Here is an 18,240-nt window from a genome sequence, read left to right as displayed (position 1 = left end):
AAGGTATGGAATTGCCTTTTATCGCCAATTTCCGCCAAATTTTTCAGCTTTGATACGACAAAAAAAGAGTTACGAATTAGGAAATCATACGTCTTTACATCCGCTAATCCCCATTCCAGAGCCGTCCAGCCCTCCACGCCAACGGTTATCGCGCTGATGGTGTTATAGTGATGGCACGATGATTCGGATGCCTTTCGATGAATTACCAGACCCCGTTGCCGCGTAAAAGCCGACACGCCCGCATCGTCAATGAGCTGGGAACCCAGATCGTCTCGGGCCGCTTCCAGCCCGAGCAGCGTCTGCCCCCCGAGGCTCAACTGTGCGCCGATTACGACGTCAGCCGCCCCGTCTTGCGGGAGGCCACCCGAGTGCTGGTCGCCAAGGGCTTGGTGAGATCCAAGCCCAAGGTCGGCACCGTGGTGAAGCCTCGCCACGAGTGGCACCTGCTCGACCCGGACGTCCTGCACTGGCTGCTGCAGAGCGATTCGCGGCACAGTTTCTACGAAACCCTGATCAAGGTGCGCAACATCGTCGAGCCGGAGGTCGCGGCCATGGCCGCCGCCAACGCCCGTCCGGAAGACATCGCGACCATCGAAGAGGCCTATGCCCGGATGGAGCTCGCGGAAGACCTGGTCGGCATGGCCGAACCGGACATGGACTTCCACATGGCCATCGCCAATGCGACGCACAACGAGCTGCTGATCCACCTTTATTGTGTCCTGCTGCTGCCGGTGCGCGACTACATCGAAAACTCAGCGACGATGTTCGACGAGGACGCCCTGAGTCTGCTGGTTCCGCGGCACAAGGCGATCCTCACGGCCATCCAGCACCGCGATCCGCTCTGCGCACGCCATGCCGCCATCGCCCAGCTGGCTGGGGTGGACAACCTGGTCACCGAGGTCATGCGGTCGGAGCCCTTGTCCAAGGACGAGATTTCGTATGATCATTGAGAAGAATCCTCTAGCGGTACGACCTCATGTCCAGCAGCTACCACGCCTCTACCGTCGAACAGCTCGGCCAGCGTCTCGCCGCCGGGCAGTTTCCTCCGGGTAGCGCGCTCAAGGTAGAGGCGGACCTCTGCCAGGAACTCGGCGTGAGCCGTACCATCCTGCGCGAAGCCATCAAGACCCTGGCGGCCAAGGGCATGCTGGAAGTGGGTCCCAAGGTCGGCACCCGCGTGCTGCCGCTGAGCCGCTGGAATCTGTTCGATACCCAGGTGGTGGGCTGGCTGGCCACCGGCGGCCTGCCCGCCCATTTCGTCAAGGACCTGCTGGACCTGCGCCACGCCATCGAACCGGCCGCCGTGCGCTGGGCCTGCGAGAGAGCCACGCCCGACCAGGTCCAGGCGATCCTCACCGCCTATGAGTACCTGGAAGCCTCTTTGGACGGCGGCGACTACAACGCCGCCGACCAGCATTTCCACGAATGCGTCCTGGCCGCCAGTCACAACCAGTTCATCGAGCAGATGGTGCCCGCGCTCGGCGCTCTGCTGGCCGCTTCCTTCACCCTGTCTTCCGCCGATCCTGCCGAATTGCGGCGCACCCTCCCGCTGCACAAGGACCTGGCCAATGGCATCGCCTCCCGCGATTCCGCCCGCGCCGTCTGGGCCTGCATGATGCTGATCGACAGCGCCGCCGTGACCCTGGCGCGCTACACCGATTGACGCCCCGCCTGCGCAACCTCCTCGCTCGTCCAGGTTCCTAGTGTGGTGTTCCAGACGTTCGCGCAAGAATTGGCGAGTGATTTTTTGTCGGTTCGGCGCTCCGACTGGGCTAGGCGCCGCGACGAGTCATAGCAGGGCTATGGCGAGGAATGGCAACGCAGTCCGGGCCGAAAAAGCACCGCCAAGATTGTGCAGTCAACTGCTGAAACACCACACTAGGCCTGGATTTCCCGTCACGCCACAACAAGAGAGGTGAACGATGGACTGGCAGCCGCTGCTTCCCCAGCGCTTCAAACTGGCGGAAGGCCCCTTCTGGGATCAGCAGACCCAGGCGCTCTACTGGGTAGACATCGCCGGCTTCAAGGCCTGCCGCCTGCACGGCGAGCAGTATCAGGAATGGCAACTGGATCGCCCCTGCTCCGCCTTCGTGCCCACGGTGCGCGGCGACGCCCTGGTGACCCTGCCAGACGGCGTCTTCCGTCTTGACCTGGATTCGCCACCGGACCGCCCCGCCCTGGAGCTCTTCTGCGTCGCCGATCCAGACCCGGGCAATCGTGGTAACGAAGCCCGTTGCGATGCCCAGGGCCGGCTCTGGCTGGGCACCATGCAGAACAACCTGGATGCCCAGGGCGGCGACGTGGCCATCGACCGGCATTCGGGCGGGCTGTTCCGCATCGATCCCGACGGCAGTGTCAGTCGCCACGCCAGCGATCTCGGCATCGCCAACACCCTGGTGTGGAGCGCGACGGACCACCACGTCATCAGCGCCGACACCCTGAAGGACACCCTCTATCGCTATCCGCTGGATGCCGCCGGCAACCTGGGTACGCCCACCGTCTGGGCCGGTCCCCACGAGCGCGGCTCGCCGGACGGCTCGGCCATCGACAGCGAAGGCTGCGTATGGAACGCGCGCTGGGATGGCAACTGCCTGCTGCGCTTCTCACCCGAAGGCGAGCTGCTGGAGATCGTCGAACTGCCGGTGCAACGCCCCACCAGTTGCGTCTTCGGTGGCCCGGACCTGCGCACCCTGTTCGTCACCAGCGCGGCGGCCAACGGCGCCCTCGACGGCGCCATCCTGAGTGCGGCTGCCCCTGTCGCCGGCATGCCCTGCCACCGCTTCGCCGGCTGATTCATCCTACCGACCAGGGCGCCTCTCTGCGGCGCCTTTTCACGCAAGAACCTATGTAACAGCTTGGTGACAGAGGTGACGAAAATCTCGTCACCTTTTTCTTGCGCCCGCACCCATCCAATCATAATATCAATACAGAGCGGTATCGTCTGACCTCCACCACGACGGCCCGCCGCCTCGCATTGCCTGGCCACACCAATAAAAACAAGGAGTTCCAGCTATGTTCCGCGTCCCGGGAGTTCGTTCCCTGTTGCGTGCCGCCCTCGCCGCCGGTGCCGTCAGCCTGTCTCTTTCCGCCTTCGCCGCCGATCCGGTCAAGATCGGTTTCCTGGTCAAGCAACCCGAGGAGCCCTGGTTCCAGACCGAGTGGGCCTTCGCCGAGAAAGCCGCCAAGGACAAGGGTTTCACCTTACTCAAGATCGCCGTGCCGGATGGCGAGAAGACCCTCGCCGCCATCGACAGCCTGGCCGCCAACGGCGCCAAGGGCTTCGTGATCTGCCCGCCCGACGTCTCCCTCGGCCCGGCCATCGTGGCCAAGGCCAAGCTCAACGACCTCAAGGTCATGGCCGTGGACGACCGCTTCGTCGACGCCAAGGGCAAGTTCATGGAAGACGTGCCCTACCTGGGCATGGCCGCCTTCGAGGTCGGCCAGCAACAGGGCGCCGCCATGGCCGCCGAAGCCGAGAAGCGTGGCTGGAAGTGGGATGACACCTATGCGGTGATCAACACCTACAACGAGCTGGATACCGGCAAGAAGCGCACCGACGGTTCGGTGGAAGCCCTGAAGAAGGCCGGCCTGCCCGCCGACCACATCATCTTCGCGCCGCAGAAGACCCTGGACGTGCCCGGCAGCATGGACTCCACGACCTCCGCCCTGGTCAAGCTGCCGTCGGGCGCCAAGCACCTGATCATCGGCGGCATGAACGACAACACCGTGCTGGGCGGCGTCCGCGCCACCGAAAGCGCCGGCTTCAAGGCCGAGCAGGTGATCGGCATCGGCATCAACGGCACCGATGCCATCGGCGAACTGAAGAAACCCAACAGCGGCTTCTTCGGCTCCATGCTGCCCAGCCCCCACGAAGAGGGCTACCAGACCGCCAGCATGATGTACGAGTGGGTGACTACCGGTAAGGAACCGCCCAAGTACACCGCGATGGACAAGGTCACCCTAATCACCCGCGCCAATTTCCAGCAAGAGCTGGAAAAGATCGGCCTCTGGAAGTGATGACCCCGGCGGCGCCCGTGCTGGCGCCGCTACCCCCTTCTTTCTGACAGGAGTGGCCTCCTCATGGCAGCCCTGGAACAAACCACCGCCCAGAGCGCCGACAGCCTCGGTTTCGTCGGCATCGGCAAGACCTTTCCCGGCGTCAAGGCGCTCGCCGACATCTCCTTCACCGTGCGGCCCGGCTCGGTGCACGCCCTCATGGGCGAGAACGGCGCCGGCAAGTCGACCCTGCTGAAGATCCTCAGCGGCTACCACGCCCCCACCACCGGCCACCTCAACATCGACGGCCAGGAACTGGTGTTCAAGAGCACCGCCGAAGCCATCCGCGCCGGCGTCGCCGTGATCCAGCAGGAACTGCAACTGGTGCCGGAGATGACCGTCGCCGAAAACCTCTTTCTCGGTCACCTGCCGGCGCGCTACGGCATCGTCAATCGCGGCCACCTGCGCCGCCAGGCGCTGGACCTGCTCAAGGGCCTGGCCGAAGAGATCGACCCCAACACCAAGGTCGGGCGCCTGTCGCTCGGTCAGCGCCAGCTGGTGGAGATCGCCAAGGCGCTTTCCCGCGGCGCCCGCGTCATCGCCTTCGACGAGCCCACCAGCTCGCTGTCCGCCCGCGAGACCGATCGGCTGATGACCATCATCGCCCGGCTGCGCGACGAAGGTCGGGTGGTGCTCTATGTCTCCCACCGCATGGAAGAGGTCTTCCGCATCTGCGACGCGGTGACGGTGTTCAAGGACGGTCGCCACGTGCGCACCATCGAGCGCCTGGCCGACATCACCCCCGACCAGCTGATCACCCTGATGGTCGGCCGCGACCTCGCCGACATCTACGACTACCGCCCGCGCGAGATCGGCGGCGGCTGCCTCAAGGTCGAGGGCCTGCTCGGTCAGGGCCTGCAGCAGCCGGTGGGCTTCGAGGTCTGCCAGGGCGAGATCCTCGGCCTGTTCGGCCTGGTCGGCGCCGGCCGCACCGAGCTGCTGCGCCTGCTGGCAGGCCTGGAAAAGCACAAGGCCGGCAGCCTGAGCCTCAAGGGCGCCCCGGTCAGCCTCAGGTCGCCGCGCGACGCCATCGCCGCCGGCATCCTGCTCTGCCCGGAAGATCGCAAGAAGGAAGGCATCGTGCCCCTGGCCAGCGTGGCCGAGAACATCAACATCAGCGCCCGTGCCCACCATGCCAGTCTCGGCTGCCTGATCCAGGGCCGCTGGGAAAAGGCCAACGCCGAAAAGCAGATTCGCGCACTGAACGTGAAGACGCCCCACGCCGGGCAGAAGATCAAGAATCTCTCCGGCGGCAACCAGCAGAAGGCCATCCTCGGTCGCTGGCTGTCGATGCCCATGCAGGTCCTCTTGCTCGACGAACCCACCCGCGGCATCGACGTGGGCGCCAAGTCGGAGATCTACGCCATCATCCATGACCTCGCCGCCCGCGGCATCGCCGTGGTGGTGGTGTCCAGCGACCTGATGGAAGTCATGGGCGTGGCCGATCGCATCCTGGTGATGAGCGAAGGCGCCATCACCGGCGAGGTGGCCCGCGCCGAGTTCAACGACGAGCGCCTGCTGCAGCTCGCCCTGCCCCGTACCCGTGCCTGAACGGCCTGACAACAAGACAAGAACAGAGGTCCAGCCCATGTCCGCCCAACCCCACAGCCTGACCCCGCCGCGCCGCGGCTTCGACATGCGTCGCTTCCTCGACGACTGGGCCATGATGCTGGCCGCCGTCGTCATCTTCACCCTCTGCGCGCTGTTCGTGCAGAACTTCCTCTCGCCGCTGAACATGCGCGGCCTGGGCCTGGCGATCTCCACCGTCGGCATCGCCGCCTGTACCATGCTGTTCTGCCTGGCTTCCGGCCACTTCGACCTCTCGGTGGGGTCGGTCATCGCCTGCGCCGGCGTGGTCGCCGCGGTGGTGATGCGCGACTTCGACAGCGTCTTCCTCGGCGTTGCCGCCGCCCTGGCCATGGGGCTGGTGGTGGGCCTGATCAACGGCCTGGTGATCGCCAAGCTCAAGATCAATGCCCTGATCACCACGCTGGCGACCATGCAGATCGTGCGCGGCCTGGGCTATATCTTCTCCGACGGCAAGGCCGTGGGCGTCTCCCAGGAGCAGTTCTTCGTGTTCGGCAACGGCCAGCTGTTCGGCCTGCCGGTGCCCATCGTCATCACCCTGCTGTGCATCCTGTTCTTTGGCTGGCTGCTCAACTACACCACCTTCGGCCGCAACACCATGGCCATCGGTGGCAACGAGGAAGCCGCGCTGCTGGCCGGCGTCCACGTCGATCGCACCAAGATCATCATCTTCGCCATGCACGGGGTGATCGGCGCCCTGGCCGGCGTGGTGCTGGCCTCGCGCATGACCTCCGGCCAGCCGATGATCGGCCAGGGCTTCGAACTCACGGTGATCTCCGCCTGCGTACTGGGCGGGGTATCCCTGGCCGGCGGCATCGGCATGATCCGCCACGTGATAGCCGGCGTGCTGATCCTGGCGATCATCGAGAACGCCATGAACCTGAAGAACATCGACACCTTCTACCAGTACGTCATCCGCGGAACCATCCTGCTGCTGGCCGTGGTGATCGACCGCTTCAAGCAGCGCTGAACCCAGACTCTGTTCCCCCGCGGCGCCCTTGGCGCCGTGCCGGGGACCGCTTTGCCCGTGAAATGCCCGAGGACCAAACAATGACCACGCCCAAACGCCCGCTCCGCTCCGCCCAGTGGTTCGGCAGCAACGACAAGAACGGCTTCATGTACCGCAGCTGGATGAAGAACCAGGGCATCCCGGACCACGAATTCCAGGGCAAGCCCGTCATCGGCATCTGCAACACCTGGTCCGAGCTGACCCCCTGCAACGCCCACTTCCGCAAGATCGCCGAGCACGTCAAGCGCGGCATCTACGAAGCCGGCGGCTTCCCGGTGGAATTCCCGGTGTTCTCCAACGGCGAATCCAACCTCAGGCCCACCGCCATGCTGACCCGCAACCTGGCCAGCATGGACGTGGAAGAAGCCATCCGCGGCAACCCGGTGGACGCCGTGGTGCTGCTCACCGGCTGCGACAAGACCACGCCGGCGCTGCTGATGGGCGCCGCCAGCTGCGACGTGCCGGCCATCGTCGTCACCGGCGGCCCCATGCTCAATGGCAAGCACCACGGGCGCGACATCGGCGCCGGCACCATCGTCTGGCAGATGCACGAGGCCTACAAGGCAGGCGCCATCGACCTCAACGAATTCCTCTCCGCCGAAGCCGGGATGTCGCGTTCGGCCGGTACCTGCAACACCATGGGCACCGCCTCCACCATGGCCTGCATGGCCGAAGCCCTGGGCACCTCGCTGCCGCACAACGCCGCCATTCCGGCGGTGGATTCGCGCCGCTACGTGCTGGCGCACCTGTCCGGCATGCGCATCGTCGAGATGGTGGAAGAAGACCTGCGACTGTCGAAGATCCTCACCAAGGAAGCCTTCGAGAACGCCATTCGCGTCAACGCCGCCATCGGCGGTTCCACCAACGCGGTGATCCACCTCAAGGCCATCGCCGGCCGCATCGGCGTGGACCTGGAGCTGGACGACTGGACCCGGGTCGGCCGCGGTACCCCTACAATCGTGGACCTGCAGCCCTCCGGCCGCTTCCTGATGGAAGAGTTCTACTATGCCGGCGGCCTGCCGGCGGTGATCCGCCGCCTGGGCGAGGCCAAGCTGCTGCCCCATCCCGAGGCCCTGACCGCCAACGGCAAGAGCCTCTGGGCCAACTGCGCCGAGGCCCCCATCTACGGCGACGACGAGGTCATCCGCGCCCTGGACAACCCGCTGCGCGCCGATGGTGGTATCTGCGTACTGCGTGGCAACCTGGCGCCCAAGGGCGCGGTGCTCAAGCCCTCGGCCGCGACCCCGGCGCTCATGCAGCACCGCGGTCGCGCCGTGGTGTTCGAGAACCTGGAAGACTACAAGGCGCGCATCGTCGATCCGGACCTGGACATCGACGAGACCTGCGTGATGGTGCTGAAGAACTGCGGCCCCAAGGGGTATCCGGGCATGGCCGAGGTGGGCAACATGGGCCTGCCGGCCAAGCTGCTGGCCAAGGGCATCACCGACATGGTGCGCATCTCCGACGCCCGCATGAGCGGCACCGCCTACGGTACCGTGGTGCTGCACGTGGCACCCGAGGCCTCGGCCGGCGGCCCGCTGGCGGTGGTCCGCGAAGGCGACATGATCGAACTGGACTGCGCTTCCGGGCGCCTGCACCTGGACATCTCCGACGAAGAACTGGCCGCGCGCCTGGCCGACTGGCAACCGCCGGCCGACCAACTGCTGGCCGGCGGGTATCGCCGCCTCTACGTCAACCATGTACTGCAGGCCGACGAAGGCTGCGACTTCGACTTCCTGGTCGGTTGCCGCGGCGCCGAGGTGCCTCGCCACTCCCATTGACCGGCTCTACCCCCTCTCCCACCGGGAGAGGGGTGGGATGAGGAGCTTCACCGCCTCTCCTCCCTTCCCGGGTCGCCTGACCCACTCTTGCACAACAACAAACCGAAAAGGTGGTCGAGATGAAACGCACGTTAGCCCTCACCGGACTTGGACTGTCACTCATGATCAGCACCCTTACCGCCCAGGCGGCCGGCCTCAGCAGCCAGCAGTCGAGCTTCGGCAAGCTGCCCGATGGCACCCCCATCGAGAAGTTCGTCCTGACCAACAGCCACGGCATGCAGGCCACCGTCATCACCTACGGCGGCGTGCTGCAGGCGCTCAAGGTGCCCGACCGCAAGGGCAAAAGCGAAGACGTGGTCCTGGGCTTCGATGACGTCCAGGGCTATCTCGACAACCCCACCGTGTTCTTTGGCGCCACCATCGGCCGCTTCGGCAACCGCATCGCCGAGGGCCGCTTCAGCCTCGACGGCAAGAGCTACCAGATCCCCCAGAACGACAAGACCAACGCCCTGCACGGCGGGCCCCAGGGCTTCAACACCAAGGTGTGGAAGGCCGAGCCGGCCAAGGGCGACGGCTGGGTCGGCGTGACCCTGAGCTATGTCTCCCCCGATGGCGAGATGGGCTTTCCCGGCACCCTGACCACCCAGGTGACCTACCAGCTGGACGAGCACAACCAGCTGACCCTCAAGTACCGCGCCACCACCGACAAGCCGACGGTGCTCAACCTGACCAACCACAGCTACTTCAACCTGGCGGGCGCCGGCAGTGGCACCGTGCTCAAGCAGGTGGCGATGCTCAATGCCGACAAATACACCCCGGTGACCGCCAAGCTGATCCCCACCGGCGAATTGCCGCCCGTGGCCGGCACGCCGATGGACTTCCGCAAGCCGACCGCCATCGGCAAGCACATCGCCGACGACAACCAGCAGCTGAAGTACGCCGAACCCAAGCAGGGTGGCTATGACTTCAACTGGGTGCTCAACACCGCTGGCGATCTGCAGAAGGCCGCCGCCGTGGTGACCGATCCGGGCTCCGGCCGCACCCTGACCCTCTATACCACCGAACCGGGCGTGCAGTTCTATACCGGCAACTTCCTGGAAGGGAACATCAAGGGTAAGGCGGGCAAGACCTACGGCCACTGGGGTGCCTTCACCCTGGAAACCCAACACTATCCGGACGCGCCCAACCAGCCGAACTTCCCCAGCACCCGCCTGGACCCGGGCCAGACCTACACCCAGACGACGATCTTCAAGTTCGCCGGCAAGTAGGACTTTCTCCGACTCAGGCAAAGGCCGCTCCCGGGAGCGGCCTTTGCTTTCCCAACCCTCTCCTGGAGGGAGAGGGGGCAGGAGCGGCGCACCTCTCGCCTCCGTGCTCCGTAGCGTGGAAAACCGCACTCCCTCCCCCACTCGAACCCTACCCCCGTAGCATGGAAAACGGCGCAGCCTTTTCCACAGTGCCCCCCGCCTTTCCACCACCCAATAAAAAACCCGGCGCCTTGCGACGCCGGGTCTCTTACCTACTCAGGACCGCGCGATCAGATCGCCGCCTTGGTGTTCTCGCCGTTCACCAGGCGCTGGATGCCCAGCGGGTTGGCGTTCTGCAGGGCTTCCGGGAGGAAGGCGTCCGGGTAGTTCTGGTAGCACACCGGGCGCAGGAAGCGGTCGATGGCCAGGGTGCCGACCGAGGTACCGCGGGCATCGGAGGTCGCAGGATAGGGACCGCCGTGGACCATGGCGTCGCAGACCTCCACGCCAGTGGGATAGCCGTTGAGCAGCAGGCGTCCGGCTTTCTGCTCCAGCAGGCCGATGATGGCCTCGAAGCGCTGCAGATCGGCCGGCTCGGCCAGCAGGGTGGCGGTCAGCTGGCCGTGCAGGCCTTGCAGCGCCTGGTGCAGCTGGGCTTCGTCAGCCACCTCGACCACCACGGTGGTGGGGCCGAAGACTTCTTCCTGCAGCAGCTCGTCGTTTTCCAGCAGCAGGCTCACGTCAGCCTTGAACAGCTGCGGGCGCGCCTGGTTGCCTTCCTGACTGGCACCGGCCAGGTGCTGCACGCCGGAATGGGCCAGCAGCGCCGCGACGCCCTTCTCGTAGCTCTTCAGGGTGCCCGGATTGAGCATGGTCTGGGGCGTCTGTTCGTTCATGAAACCGGCCAGGCGCTCCAGGAAAGCGCTGAACTCCGGCGAACGCACCCCGATGACCAGGCCCGGATTGGTGCAGAACTGACCGCAACCCAGCACTACCGAGGCGGTGAGTTCGTTGGCAATGGTCTCGCCGCGCGTCTTGAGCGCCTCGGGCAGGACCACTACCGGGTTGATGCTGGACATCTCGGCGAACACCGGGATCGGCTGCGGACGGGCCGCGGCCATGTCGCACAGGGCACGACCGCCACGCAGGGAGCCAGTGAAGCCCACTGCCTGGATGGCCGGGTGCTTGACCAGTTGCTCACCGACGCCACCGCCGTAGATCATGTTGAACACGCCCTTGGGCATGCCGGTCTTCTCGGCGGCGCGAATGACGGCATCGGCCACGTATTCGGCGGTCACCATGTGGCCGCTGTGGGCCTTGAACACCACCGGGCAACCGGCGGCCAGGGCCGCGGCGGTGTCGCCGCCGGCGGTGGAGAAGGCCAGCGGGAAGTTGCTGGCGCCGAACACGGCCACCGGACCCAGACCGACGCGGTACTGCCGCAGGTCAGGACGCGGCAACGGCTTGCGGTCGGGCAGCGCGGTGTCGATGCGCGCACCGTGGAAGTCGCCCCGGCGCAGCACCTTGGCGAACAGGCGCATCTGGCCGCTGGTACGGCCACGTTCACCCTGGATGCGGCCGGCCGGCAGTGCGGTTTCCTGGCACACCAGCTGGACGAAGTCATCGCCCAGGGCATCCAGTTCGTCGGCGATGGCGTCGAGGAAGGTGGCGCGCTTTTCCGCGCTCAACTTGCGGTACAGGGGCGCGGCCTGCTCGGCGGCGCGGGCGGCGGCGTCGACCTCGGCGGGCGATGCCTGGAAGAATTCGTAGGGCAGCTGTTCGCCGGTCGTAGCGTCGATGCTGTAGACCCGCACCTCGCCCTCGCCGCTGCGAGCGCCACCGATGTAGTTCTTGCCTTGGATCTGCATTGTTCTCGACTCCTTATACCTAGGGGTTCAGGGAAGACCACCCGCCGGGCAGCCTTCGAAAGGGTGGCACGCCCAGCCTCTGGGCGTCCGGACCAACCTGTGCGATACCCACTCTAGCATTCGCATAGTCAGCAGTCATCATACAACTATTAGAGCTGGCGGACCTGCCCGGGCTGGAAGGCTGCAGTGTTCGCCTTGACGCCATTGCTCAGTGGCTCGCCGAATTCCGGTACCGCGATCTCGAATCTGTCGCCTGGCTCGACGCGCACGCCATCGGCGAAGGACAGGGTCGCCGTGCCGAAGAAATGCACATGGACATCGCCCGGCCGCAGGAACTGCGCGTACTTGAAGTGGTGATACTCCAGGTTTTCCAGGCTATGGCACATGTTGTCCTCGCCCGAGAGGAATTCCTTCTCCCAGACCACCTGCTCACCGCGACGGATCCGGCTGGTGCCCGCCAGATGGCGCGGCAGCTCGCCGGTGCGCAGGGCCGGCCCGAAGCTGCAGTAGCGTAACTTGGAATGGGCCAGGTAGAGATAGTTCTTGCGTTCCATCACGTGGTCGGAGAATTCGTTGCCCACCGCATAACCCAGGCGATAGGGCTTGCCGTCGTCGCCGATCACATAGAGGCCGGTCAGCTCGGGCTCTTCGCCGGCATCCTCGGCGAATTCCGGCAGCGGGATGTCGCCACCCGGACGCACCAGGATGCCGCCGTCGCCCTTGTAGAACCATTCCGGCTGGGCACCGGCGGTGCCGGCCGCCGGACGTCCGCCCTCCACGCCCCATTTGAACATGCGCATGGAGTCGGTCAGCTTGGCCTCCTCCTGGCTATTCTGCTGGTGCATCTTGTCGCGGGTGGCGGCGCTGCCCAGGTGGGTCAGACCGGTCCCGGTAACCAGGCAGTGCGCGGGATCTTCGTGATCCAGCGGCGGCAGCAGGCGGCCGGCGTCGAGCAGCTCGGCATAGGCCGGTCCGGGCTCCAGGCCCAGGGTCTGCACCTGAGACTCCAGCGATACACCGGCGCGGATGGCCTGCAGCGCCAGGGCCCGGGTGCTGGTCGCTCCCCGGACCTGCTGGATTTCGCCGCGCTCGACCACGCCAACGCGGCGCTGGCCCTGTTGGTCTTCGAACTGAATCAGGTGCATGGCATTCTCCTTGTTGGTTATCGCCTGAAGGAGACTTTACTCGGCGCTACGGGGCCTGCCTAATGAGACCTCCCTATCCCGCGATAACCAACGGTTATTCCCATGCTGCCATCCCTGGGCTCCATCGCCTCCCGTCTGCGCCTGCGGCAACTACGCCTGCTGATCGCCCTCGACGAGGAAGGTTCGCTGCACAAGGCCGCCGAACGCATCGCCATTTCCCAGCCCGGTGCCACCAAGGCTCTGCACGAAATCGAAAGCACCCTGGGCGCCACCCTCTTCCTGCGTACCCACCAGGGGCTGCAGCCCAACGACCTGGGCCGCTGCGTGATCCGCTATGCGCGGCTGATCGAGAGCGACCTGGCCCATCTGCGCGAAGAGATGCTCGGCATTCTCCAGGGCGAAGGGGGCCGGCTGGCGGTGGGGGTGATCATGGGCGCCGTGCCCCGCCTGATCGCCGCGGTGTCGCGCCTGGGGGCAGCGCAACCCCAGCTGGGGATCGAGATCATCGAGGACACCAGTGTGCGCCTGCTCGACCTGCTCGACGCCGGGCGCATCGAAGTGGCCATCTGCCGCAGCAGCGTCAGCCGCCGGCCGGACGCCTATGACTGCCTGGAGGTGCGTGAAGAGCGGCTGGAGATCGTCTGCCATCCCCGCCATCCGCTGGCGGAGTCGAAGACACTGACCCTGGCCGAGCTGGTCGACAGTCGCTGGATCGTCTATCCGGCCAACCTGCCCATGCGCCTGACCCTGGAGCGGGAGTTTCGCGCGGCGGAACTGGAGTTCCCGCGCTATCCGGTAGAGACCGCCTCTACCTTCACCCTGCTCGGCCTGCTGCAGGAAGACGCCAACCAGGTGGCCATGCTGCCCAGCGACATCGCCTTGTTCGGCGAAAGACACGGCCTGCTGCGCCGCCTGCCGGTGGTACAGCGTACTCGCAACGAGCCCTATTCGATCCTGGTGCGCCAGGGCGCGGGGTTGTCGGCGGCCGCGCAGTTGCTGCTGCAGCAGTGGCGGCTTGAAGGGTGACGCAAGGTGGATAAAAGCATCGCGGCCGTGGGCCGCTCCTACAGGAAGAGGTACGCCGGTTTGACGTGATCTTTGCCGCGGCTGATGAAACTGAACGCCTGCTCGGATAGCCCCCTCTCCCCTCGGGAGAGGGTTGGGGTGAGGGCCTCCTCGCTACCAAGTCTCCAGTGGAAAAGGCTGCGCCGTTTTCCACGCTACGGGAGGTATCCCCACAGCGATAAGACAGTTGCTCCTACGAGTAAATAGAACTCCTGTAGGAGCGGCCCATGGCCGCGATACCAGCCAGGGAAAAACTCAATACGTCGGCAACGTCACCCCATGGAACAGGGTCTCCAGCTCCTGCCGCGACGGTGTCTGCATGGCCTCGGTGAGGACATCGCGGGTCAGGTGCGGCGCGAAGCGGCCGATGAAGTCGCACATGAAGCCGCGCAGGAAGGTGCCGCGGCGCAGGCCGATCTTGGTCACGCTGGCCTCGAAGAGGTGGCTGGCGTCCAGGCAGACCAGGTCGGCATCGGCCTTGAGATCCACCGCCATGTCGGCGACGATGCCCACGCCCAGGCCAAGCCGCACATAGGTCTTGATGACGTCGGCGTCCGCCGCGGTCAGCACCACGTTGGGCTCCAGGCCGTGGCGGGCGAAGGCCTCGTCGAGCTTGGAACGACCGGTGAAGCCGAAGACGTAGGTCACCAGCGGCTGCTCGGCAAGCTGCTCCAGGGTCAGGTTCTCCACCTTCGCCAGCGGATGGCCCTGCGGCACGATCACGCAACGGTTCCAGCGATAGCAGGGCATCATCACCAGGTCGTTGAAGCGCTCCAGGCCTTCGGTGGCGATGGCGAAGTCCACGGTGCCGTCGGCGGCCATCTCGGCGATCTGGGTCGGCGAACCCTGGTGCATGTGCAAGGCCACGTCCGGGTACTGCTTGATGAATTCGCTGATCACGTCCGGCAGGGCGTAACGCGCCTGGGTGTGGGTGGTGGCGATGGACAGGGTGCCCTTGCGCTCGTTGGAGAACTCCTGGGCGATCTGCTTGATGCTCTCGCACTTGCGCAGGATCTCACCGGCGGTCTGGATGATCCGCTCGCCCGCGGGCGTCACCCGCGTCAGGTGCTTGCCACTGCGGGCGAAGACCTCGACGCCCAGCTCGTCCTCGAGCAGGCGGATCTGCTTGCTGATGCCGGGCTGCGAGGTATAGAGACTCTGGGCGGTGGCGGAAACATTCAGATCGTGATGGGCGACTTCCCAGATGTATCGCAACTGTTGCAGCTTCATGCCGGCTCCTCGCTAACCCGTGCGCAAGCATATAACAGTAATGCAGCCATTCAGCTTTTTCTAGACGAAAATCGAATTAAGTCGCATACAGGCATGAGCGACCGTCCACCGCTCAGCCCTGACGCAGCGGCACCAAGTAGATGGGGATACGGGCCGTCTGCAGCAGGCGGCTGGCCGTCCGCCCCAGCGGCGCGATCTGATCGTCGCCCTGGCTGCGACTGCCGATCACCAGCAGATCGGCGGCGAAGTCCTGGGCCTGCTTGAGGATGATCACCGGCGGATCCCCCTGGAGTACCCGCACGGCCCGCACCAGGCCCAGGGTCGCCGGGGTCTCCAGGAGGTCCTGGCGCAGGGATTCGAAGACCTGCTGCTCGATGGTCTCCAGCACCAGATCCAGACCGCCATTGCGCAGGCGATCCAGGGACTCCCCGTCCAGGTGCTGTTGCAGCAGGGTGGAGGCCAGCAGGCCAAGGGGCTCTACCACATGGACGACATACAGCCGCGCCTGGTGGATGCGAGCCAGGTTCAACGCGTGCTGGAAGACATAGGACGAACACAGGCCCAGGTCCGTGGCGTAGAGCAGGGAACGGATCACGATTCCTCCTGGCGAGGTCACCCGACCTGACCGGTCCGACGCGGGATAGCTCTTTCAGCGTAGCAGCCTATTGCCAGTTTCGCCGGGAGCCACGCCCTAGAGGCCCTCGGACGTTCGTCGGTCAAGGGCTATCGCGGTCCGCCCCCCCAACCCAGGCAGCCGCTCAGGGCAACTCCTCCGGCTCGCGGTCTGCTGCCACCTCGATGGCAGCCACCAGCGCCGGCTCCCGCAGCGGCGCCTGCACCGGGCCGAGGAAGTCGCCGTCGCGCACCAGGAACAGCGCCGGCAGGTGAAAGACGCCATAGCGCTGCACCAGACCGCCGCTGCGTTCGGCATCCACCCAGTACAGTCGCTCCACCGGCAGCCGCGCGGCCGGCAGCACCTGGCGCGCCACACGGCAGCTGGCGCAGCCGACGCTGGTGAAGATCAGCAAGGAGCGCCCCGGCGCCGCCAGCAACTCGGCATCCGCCGTCCCATCATCCAGTTCCATCGCCAACCCCGGTGCGATCATCGCCAAAGCACGCCATTGACGCGGCCAATCGCGTCGTAGCCATTGTGAGTGGGCGGTACAAGCGTTAAGGTGCCCCACCCTTCCTTCTGCATTTTGCCTGCACGGGCCCCGACCTGTCGCAGCGCCGTGACCGACGAGTAGCACCATGGCCGCACAGCCCCGCCTTAACGACCTCAACATCGAAGCCAACGAGCCGCTGATCACCCCCGAGCAGCTCAAGCAGGAGATCCCGCTGAGCGATCTCGCCGCCGACACCGTCGCCCAGGGCCGCCAGGTCATCCGCGACATCCTCGACGGCAAGGACCATCGCCTCTTCGTGGTGATCGGCCCCTGCTCGATCCACGACATCAAGGCCGCCCATGAATACGCCGAGCGGCTGAAGACCCTGGCGGCCACGGTCAGCGACACCCTCTATCTGGTCATGCGCGTCTACTTCGAGAAGCCCCGCACCACCGTGGGCTGGAAGGGCCTGATCAACGACCCCTACCTGGACGACTCCTTCAAGATCCAGGACGGCCTGCACATCGGCCGCCAGCTGCTGCTGGACCTGGCGGAAAAGGGCCTGCCCACCGCCACCGAGGCCCTGGACCCGATCTCCCCCCAGTACCTGCAGGACCTGATCAGCTGGTCGGCCATCGGCGCCCGCACCACCGAATCCCAGACCCACCGCGAGATGGCCTCGGGCCTCTCCTCCGCGGTCGGCTTCAAGAACGGCACCGATGGCAGCCTCACGGTCGCCATCAACGCCCTGCAGTCGGTCTCCAGCCCGCACCGTTTCCTCGGCATCGACCAGCGCGGCCAGGTCTCGGTGGTGATGACCAAGGGCAACCCCTACGGCCACGTGGTGCTGCGCGGTGGCAACGGCAAGCCGAACTACGATTCGGTCAGCGTCACCCTCTGCGAACAGGCGCTGGTGAAGGCCAAGGTCAAGCCCAACATCATGGTCGACTGCAGCCACGCCAACTCCAACAAGGACGCCGCCCTGCAGCCGCTGGTGATGGACAACGTCGCCAACCAGATCGTCGAGGGCAACACTTCCATCGTCGGCCTGATGGTGGAAAGCCACCTGGGCTTCGGCAACCAGCCGATCCCGGCGGACCTGTCGCAGCTGGAGTACGGCGTCTCGGTGACCGATGCCTGCATCGACTGGGCCATGACCGAGAAGAGCATTCTCGACATGCACCGCAAGCTCAAGGACGTGTTGCCGCGTCGCGCGCGCGACTGACTGATCGACGGCACAGACGAAAACGCCGGGCCAAGCCCGGCGTTTTTTTGCGTTCCACTTCAGGCCAATGGCGTAACCTGGCCGCGACGCTCGAGATAGTGCTCGACGTAGGAGCAGGAGGGGATGACGCTGTAGCCGCGGCTCTCGGCGTAGTTCAGCGCATGCTCGGTCAGCCGCGCGGCCAGGCCGCGCCCGCGCAAGGCATCGGGGACGAAGGTACGGTAGAAATCCATGGTCTGCTTGCCCAGATCCATGTATGCAAGATAGGCGCGCTGGCCGTCGACAGAAAGGTGGAATTGATGATTGGCCTCATCGTGCTCCACGTGCAGGGACTCGTTCATGACTACTCCTTGGCGGTTTGGCTCCGCCTTATCCATTGTTATCGATGATACCCGAAGACGAGAACGCACCCTTCCTGTGCAGGACTGAGCCACAGCGCGTCAGACCCCTGCGGAAGAGGCAGGTTCTAGGGTCTGTACGAAAAATGCCTGCGCTCGGTGATGCTTCGTTGAAAAAGGCTTCGGAGTGCTCATTTACCACTCGTAAACTCCGCTTCCTCAGCCTTTTTCGCCTCGCCTAACCTTCGCTCGGCGACTTTTCGTACAGAACCTAACCAGCCGTCGCACCGTGAAAACCGACTATAACAGGCGCCATCGCCCACACGCAGCCTCAGCTGGCTTGACATCTTCCGCCCATCCTCTAACGTTTTGAAACGTTCGAGGCTTTCCGCCCTCAAAGCTGTGGCTGATAGCGGTCGCAAGCCTGCTTGGCGAGCGCGCGGAGACTGAGAGAAGACTTTCCGCAAAAATTCCTCCTTCAAACGGGCTCGCTCAGTTTACTTACGACCGGTAATGAGTAGTATGTAGCCGCAATTTTCCACTTGGAAAATTGACCTTAAAACAGGATGTCTACCTCAAGGGG

The 18,240-nt window shown here is 65.2% G+C and carries 16 protein-coding genes; 10 read left to right on the top strand and 6 right to left on the bottom strand.

The genetic code is table 11. The annotated features are described in order from the left end of the window. Positions 1 to 197: 197 nt before the first annotated feature. The 8 genes from AR540_RS04980 (at position 198) to AR540_RS04945 (ending at position 9,701) form a co-directional block, all read left to right on the top strand. Positions 198 to 950 (top strand): FadR/GntR family transcriptional regulator, encoded by a 753-nt coding sequence (locus tag AR540_RS04980; protein ID WP_059226721.1) that lies wholly within the window; start codon positions 198 to 200, stop codon positions 948 to 950. 26 nt (positions 951 to 976) lie between these two features. Further along, on the top strand, positions 977 to 1,663 hold the full coding sequence (locus AR540_RS04975) for a FadR/GntR family transcriptional regulator (RefSeq protein ID WP_059226720.1): 687 nt from the start codon (positions 977 to 979) through the stop codon (positions 1,661 to 1,663). 259 nt (positions 1,664 to 1,922) lie between these two features. After that, positions 1,923 to 2,792 (top strand): SMP-30/gluconolactonase/LRE family protein, encoded by an 870-nt coding sequence (locus tag AR540_RS04970; RefSeq protein ID WP_059226719.1) that lies wholly within the window; start codon positions 1,923 to 1,925, stop codon positions 2,790 to 2,792. A 220-nt stretch (positions 2,793 to 3,012) separates the two neighbouring features. Next, on the top strand, positions 3,013 to 4,017 hold the full coding sequence (locus tag AR540_RS04965) for a substrate-binding domain-containing protein (RefSeq protein ID WP_007160547.1): 1,005 nt from the start codon (positions 3,013 to 3,015) through the stop codon (positions 4,015 to 4,017). A gap of 63 nt (positions 4,018 to 4,080) precedes the next feature. Beyond that, a complete protein-coding gene (gene araG / locus AR540_RS04960) occupies positions 4,081 to 5,607 on the top strand; it encodes an L-arabinose ABC transporter ATP-binding protein AraG (protein ID WP_059226718.1) in 1,527 nt (508 codons plus the stop codon). Between the two features lie 37 nt (positions 5,608 to 5,644). After that, positions 5,645 to 6,613, top strand: a complete 969-nt coding sequence (gene araH, locus AR540_RS04955; protein WP_059226717.1) for an L-arabinose ABC transporter permease AraH — start codon at positions 5,645 to 5,647, stop codon at positions 6,611 to 6,613. An 80-nt stretch (positions 6,614 to 6,693) separates the two neighbouring features. Further along, the gene (locus tag AR540_RS04950; RefSeq protein ID WP_059226716.1) at positions 6,694 to 8,433 is read left to right on the top strand and encodes an IlvD/Edd family dehydratase; all 1,740 of its coding nucleotides are present in this window, start codon (positions 6,694 to 6,696) and stop codon (positions 8,431 to 8,433) included. 119 nt (positions 8,434 to 8,552) lie between these two features. After that, on the top strand, positions 8,553 to 9,701 hold the full coding sequence (locus tag AR540_RS04945) for an aldose epimerase family protein (protein ID WP_059226715.1): 1,149 nt from the start codon (positions 8,553 to 8,555) through the stop codon (positions 9,699 to 9,701). 269 nt (positions 9,702 to 9,970) lie between these two features. Here the strand turns inward: AR540_RS04945 and AR540_RS04940 are convergent, their stop codons facing one another. Both AR540_RS04940 and araD1 read right to left on the bottom strand, forming a co-directional pair. Beyond that, positions 9,971 to 11,548 carry an aldehyde dehydrogenase (NADP(+)) gene (locus AR540_RS04940; protein WP_059226714.1) on the bottom strand — a complete coding sequence of 526 codons (1,578 nt, stop codon included), beginning with the start codon at positions 11,546 to 11,548 and terminating at the stop codon, positions 9,971 to 9,973. Between the two features lie 149 nt (positions 11,549 to 11,697). After that, the gene (araD1, locus tag AR540_RS04935) at positions 11,698 to 12,693 is read right to left on the bottom strand and encodes an AraD1 family protein (RefSeq protein WP_059226713.1); all 996 of its coding nucleotides are present in this window, start codon (positions 12,691 to 12,693) and stop codon (positions 11,698 to 11,700) included. A 102-nt stretch (positions 12,694 to 12,795) separates the two neighbouring features. On the opposite strand from araD1, the gene AR540_RS04930 reads away from it, so the two are divergent. Beyond that, positions 12,796 to 13,719, top strand: coding sequence for a LysR family transcriptional regulator (locus tag AR540_RS04930; protein ID WP_059226712.1), 924 nt, complete (start codon positions 12,796 to 12,798; stop codon positions 13,717 to 13,719). A gap of 294 nt (positions 13,720 to 14,013) precedes the next feature. Here the strand turns inward: AR540_RS04930 and cysB are convergent, their stop codons facing one another. From cysB to AR540_RS04915, 3 genes are all read right to left on the bottom strand, one after another. Next, positions 14,014 to 14,988 (bottom strand): HTH-type transcriptional regulator CysB, encoded by a 975-nt coding sequence (gene cysB / locus AR540_RS04925; RefSeq protein WP_059226711.1) that lies wholly within the window; start codon positions 14,986 to 14,988, stop codon positions 14,014 to 14,016. 112 nt (positions 14,989 to 15,100) lie between these two features. Beyond that, on the bottom strand, positions 15,101 to 15,583 hold the full coding sequence (locus AR540_RS04920; protein WP_059226710.1) for a universal stress protein: 483 nt from the start codon (positions 15,581 to 15,583) through the stop codon (positions 15,101 to 15,103). Positions 15,584 to 15,746: 163 nt separating this feature from the next. Continuing rightward, positions 15,747 to 16,073 carry a thioredoxin family protein gene (locus tag AR540_RS04915; RefSeq protein WP_082706911.1) on the bottom strand — a complete coding sequence of 109 codons (327 nt, stop codon included), beginning with the start codon at positions 16,071 to 16,073 and terminating at the stop codon, positions 15,747 to 15,749. A gap of 166 nt (positions 16,074 to 16,239) precedes the next feature. Between AR540_RS04915 and AR540_RS04910 the strand changes: the two genes are divergently transcribed. Further along, entirely contained in the window at positions 16,240 to 17,319 is a 1,080-nt protein-coding gene (locus tag AR540_RS04910) for a 3-deoxy-7-phosphoheptulonate synthase (protein ID WP_059226708.1), read from the top strand. Between the two features lie 59 nt (positions 17,320 to 17,378). On the opposite strand, the gene AR540_RS04905 is transcribed toward AR540_RS04910, so the two are convergent. Continuing rightward, a complete protein-coding gene (locus AR540_RS04905) occupies positions 17,379 to 17,660 on the bottom strand; it encodes a GNAT family N-acetyltransferase (protein ID WP_058790539.1) in 282 nt (93 codons plus the stop codon). Positions 17,661 to 18,240 lie beyond the last annotated feature (580 nt).

The sequence above is a fragment of the Pseudomonas sp. EpS/L25 genome (assembly GCF_001512295.1).
GTDB lineage: Bacteria > Pseudomonadota > Gammaproteobacteria > Pseudomonadales > Pseudomonadaceae > Chryseomonas.
Note: the sequence above shows the minus strand (reverse complement) of the source record. Positions and strands in the feature narration are given on the sequence as shown.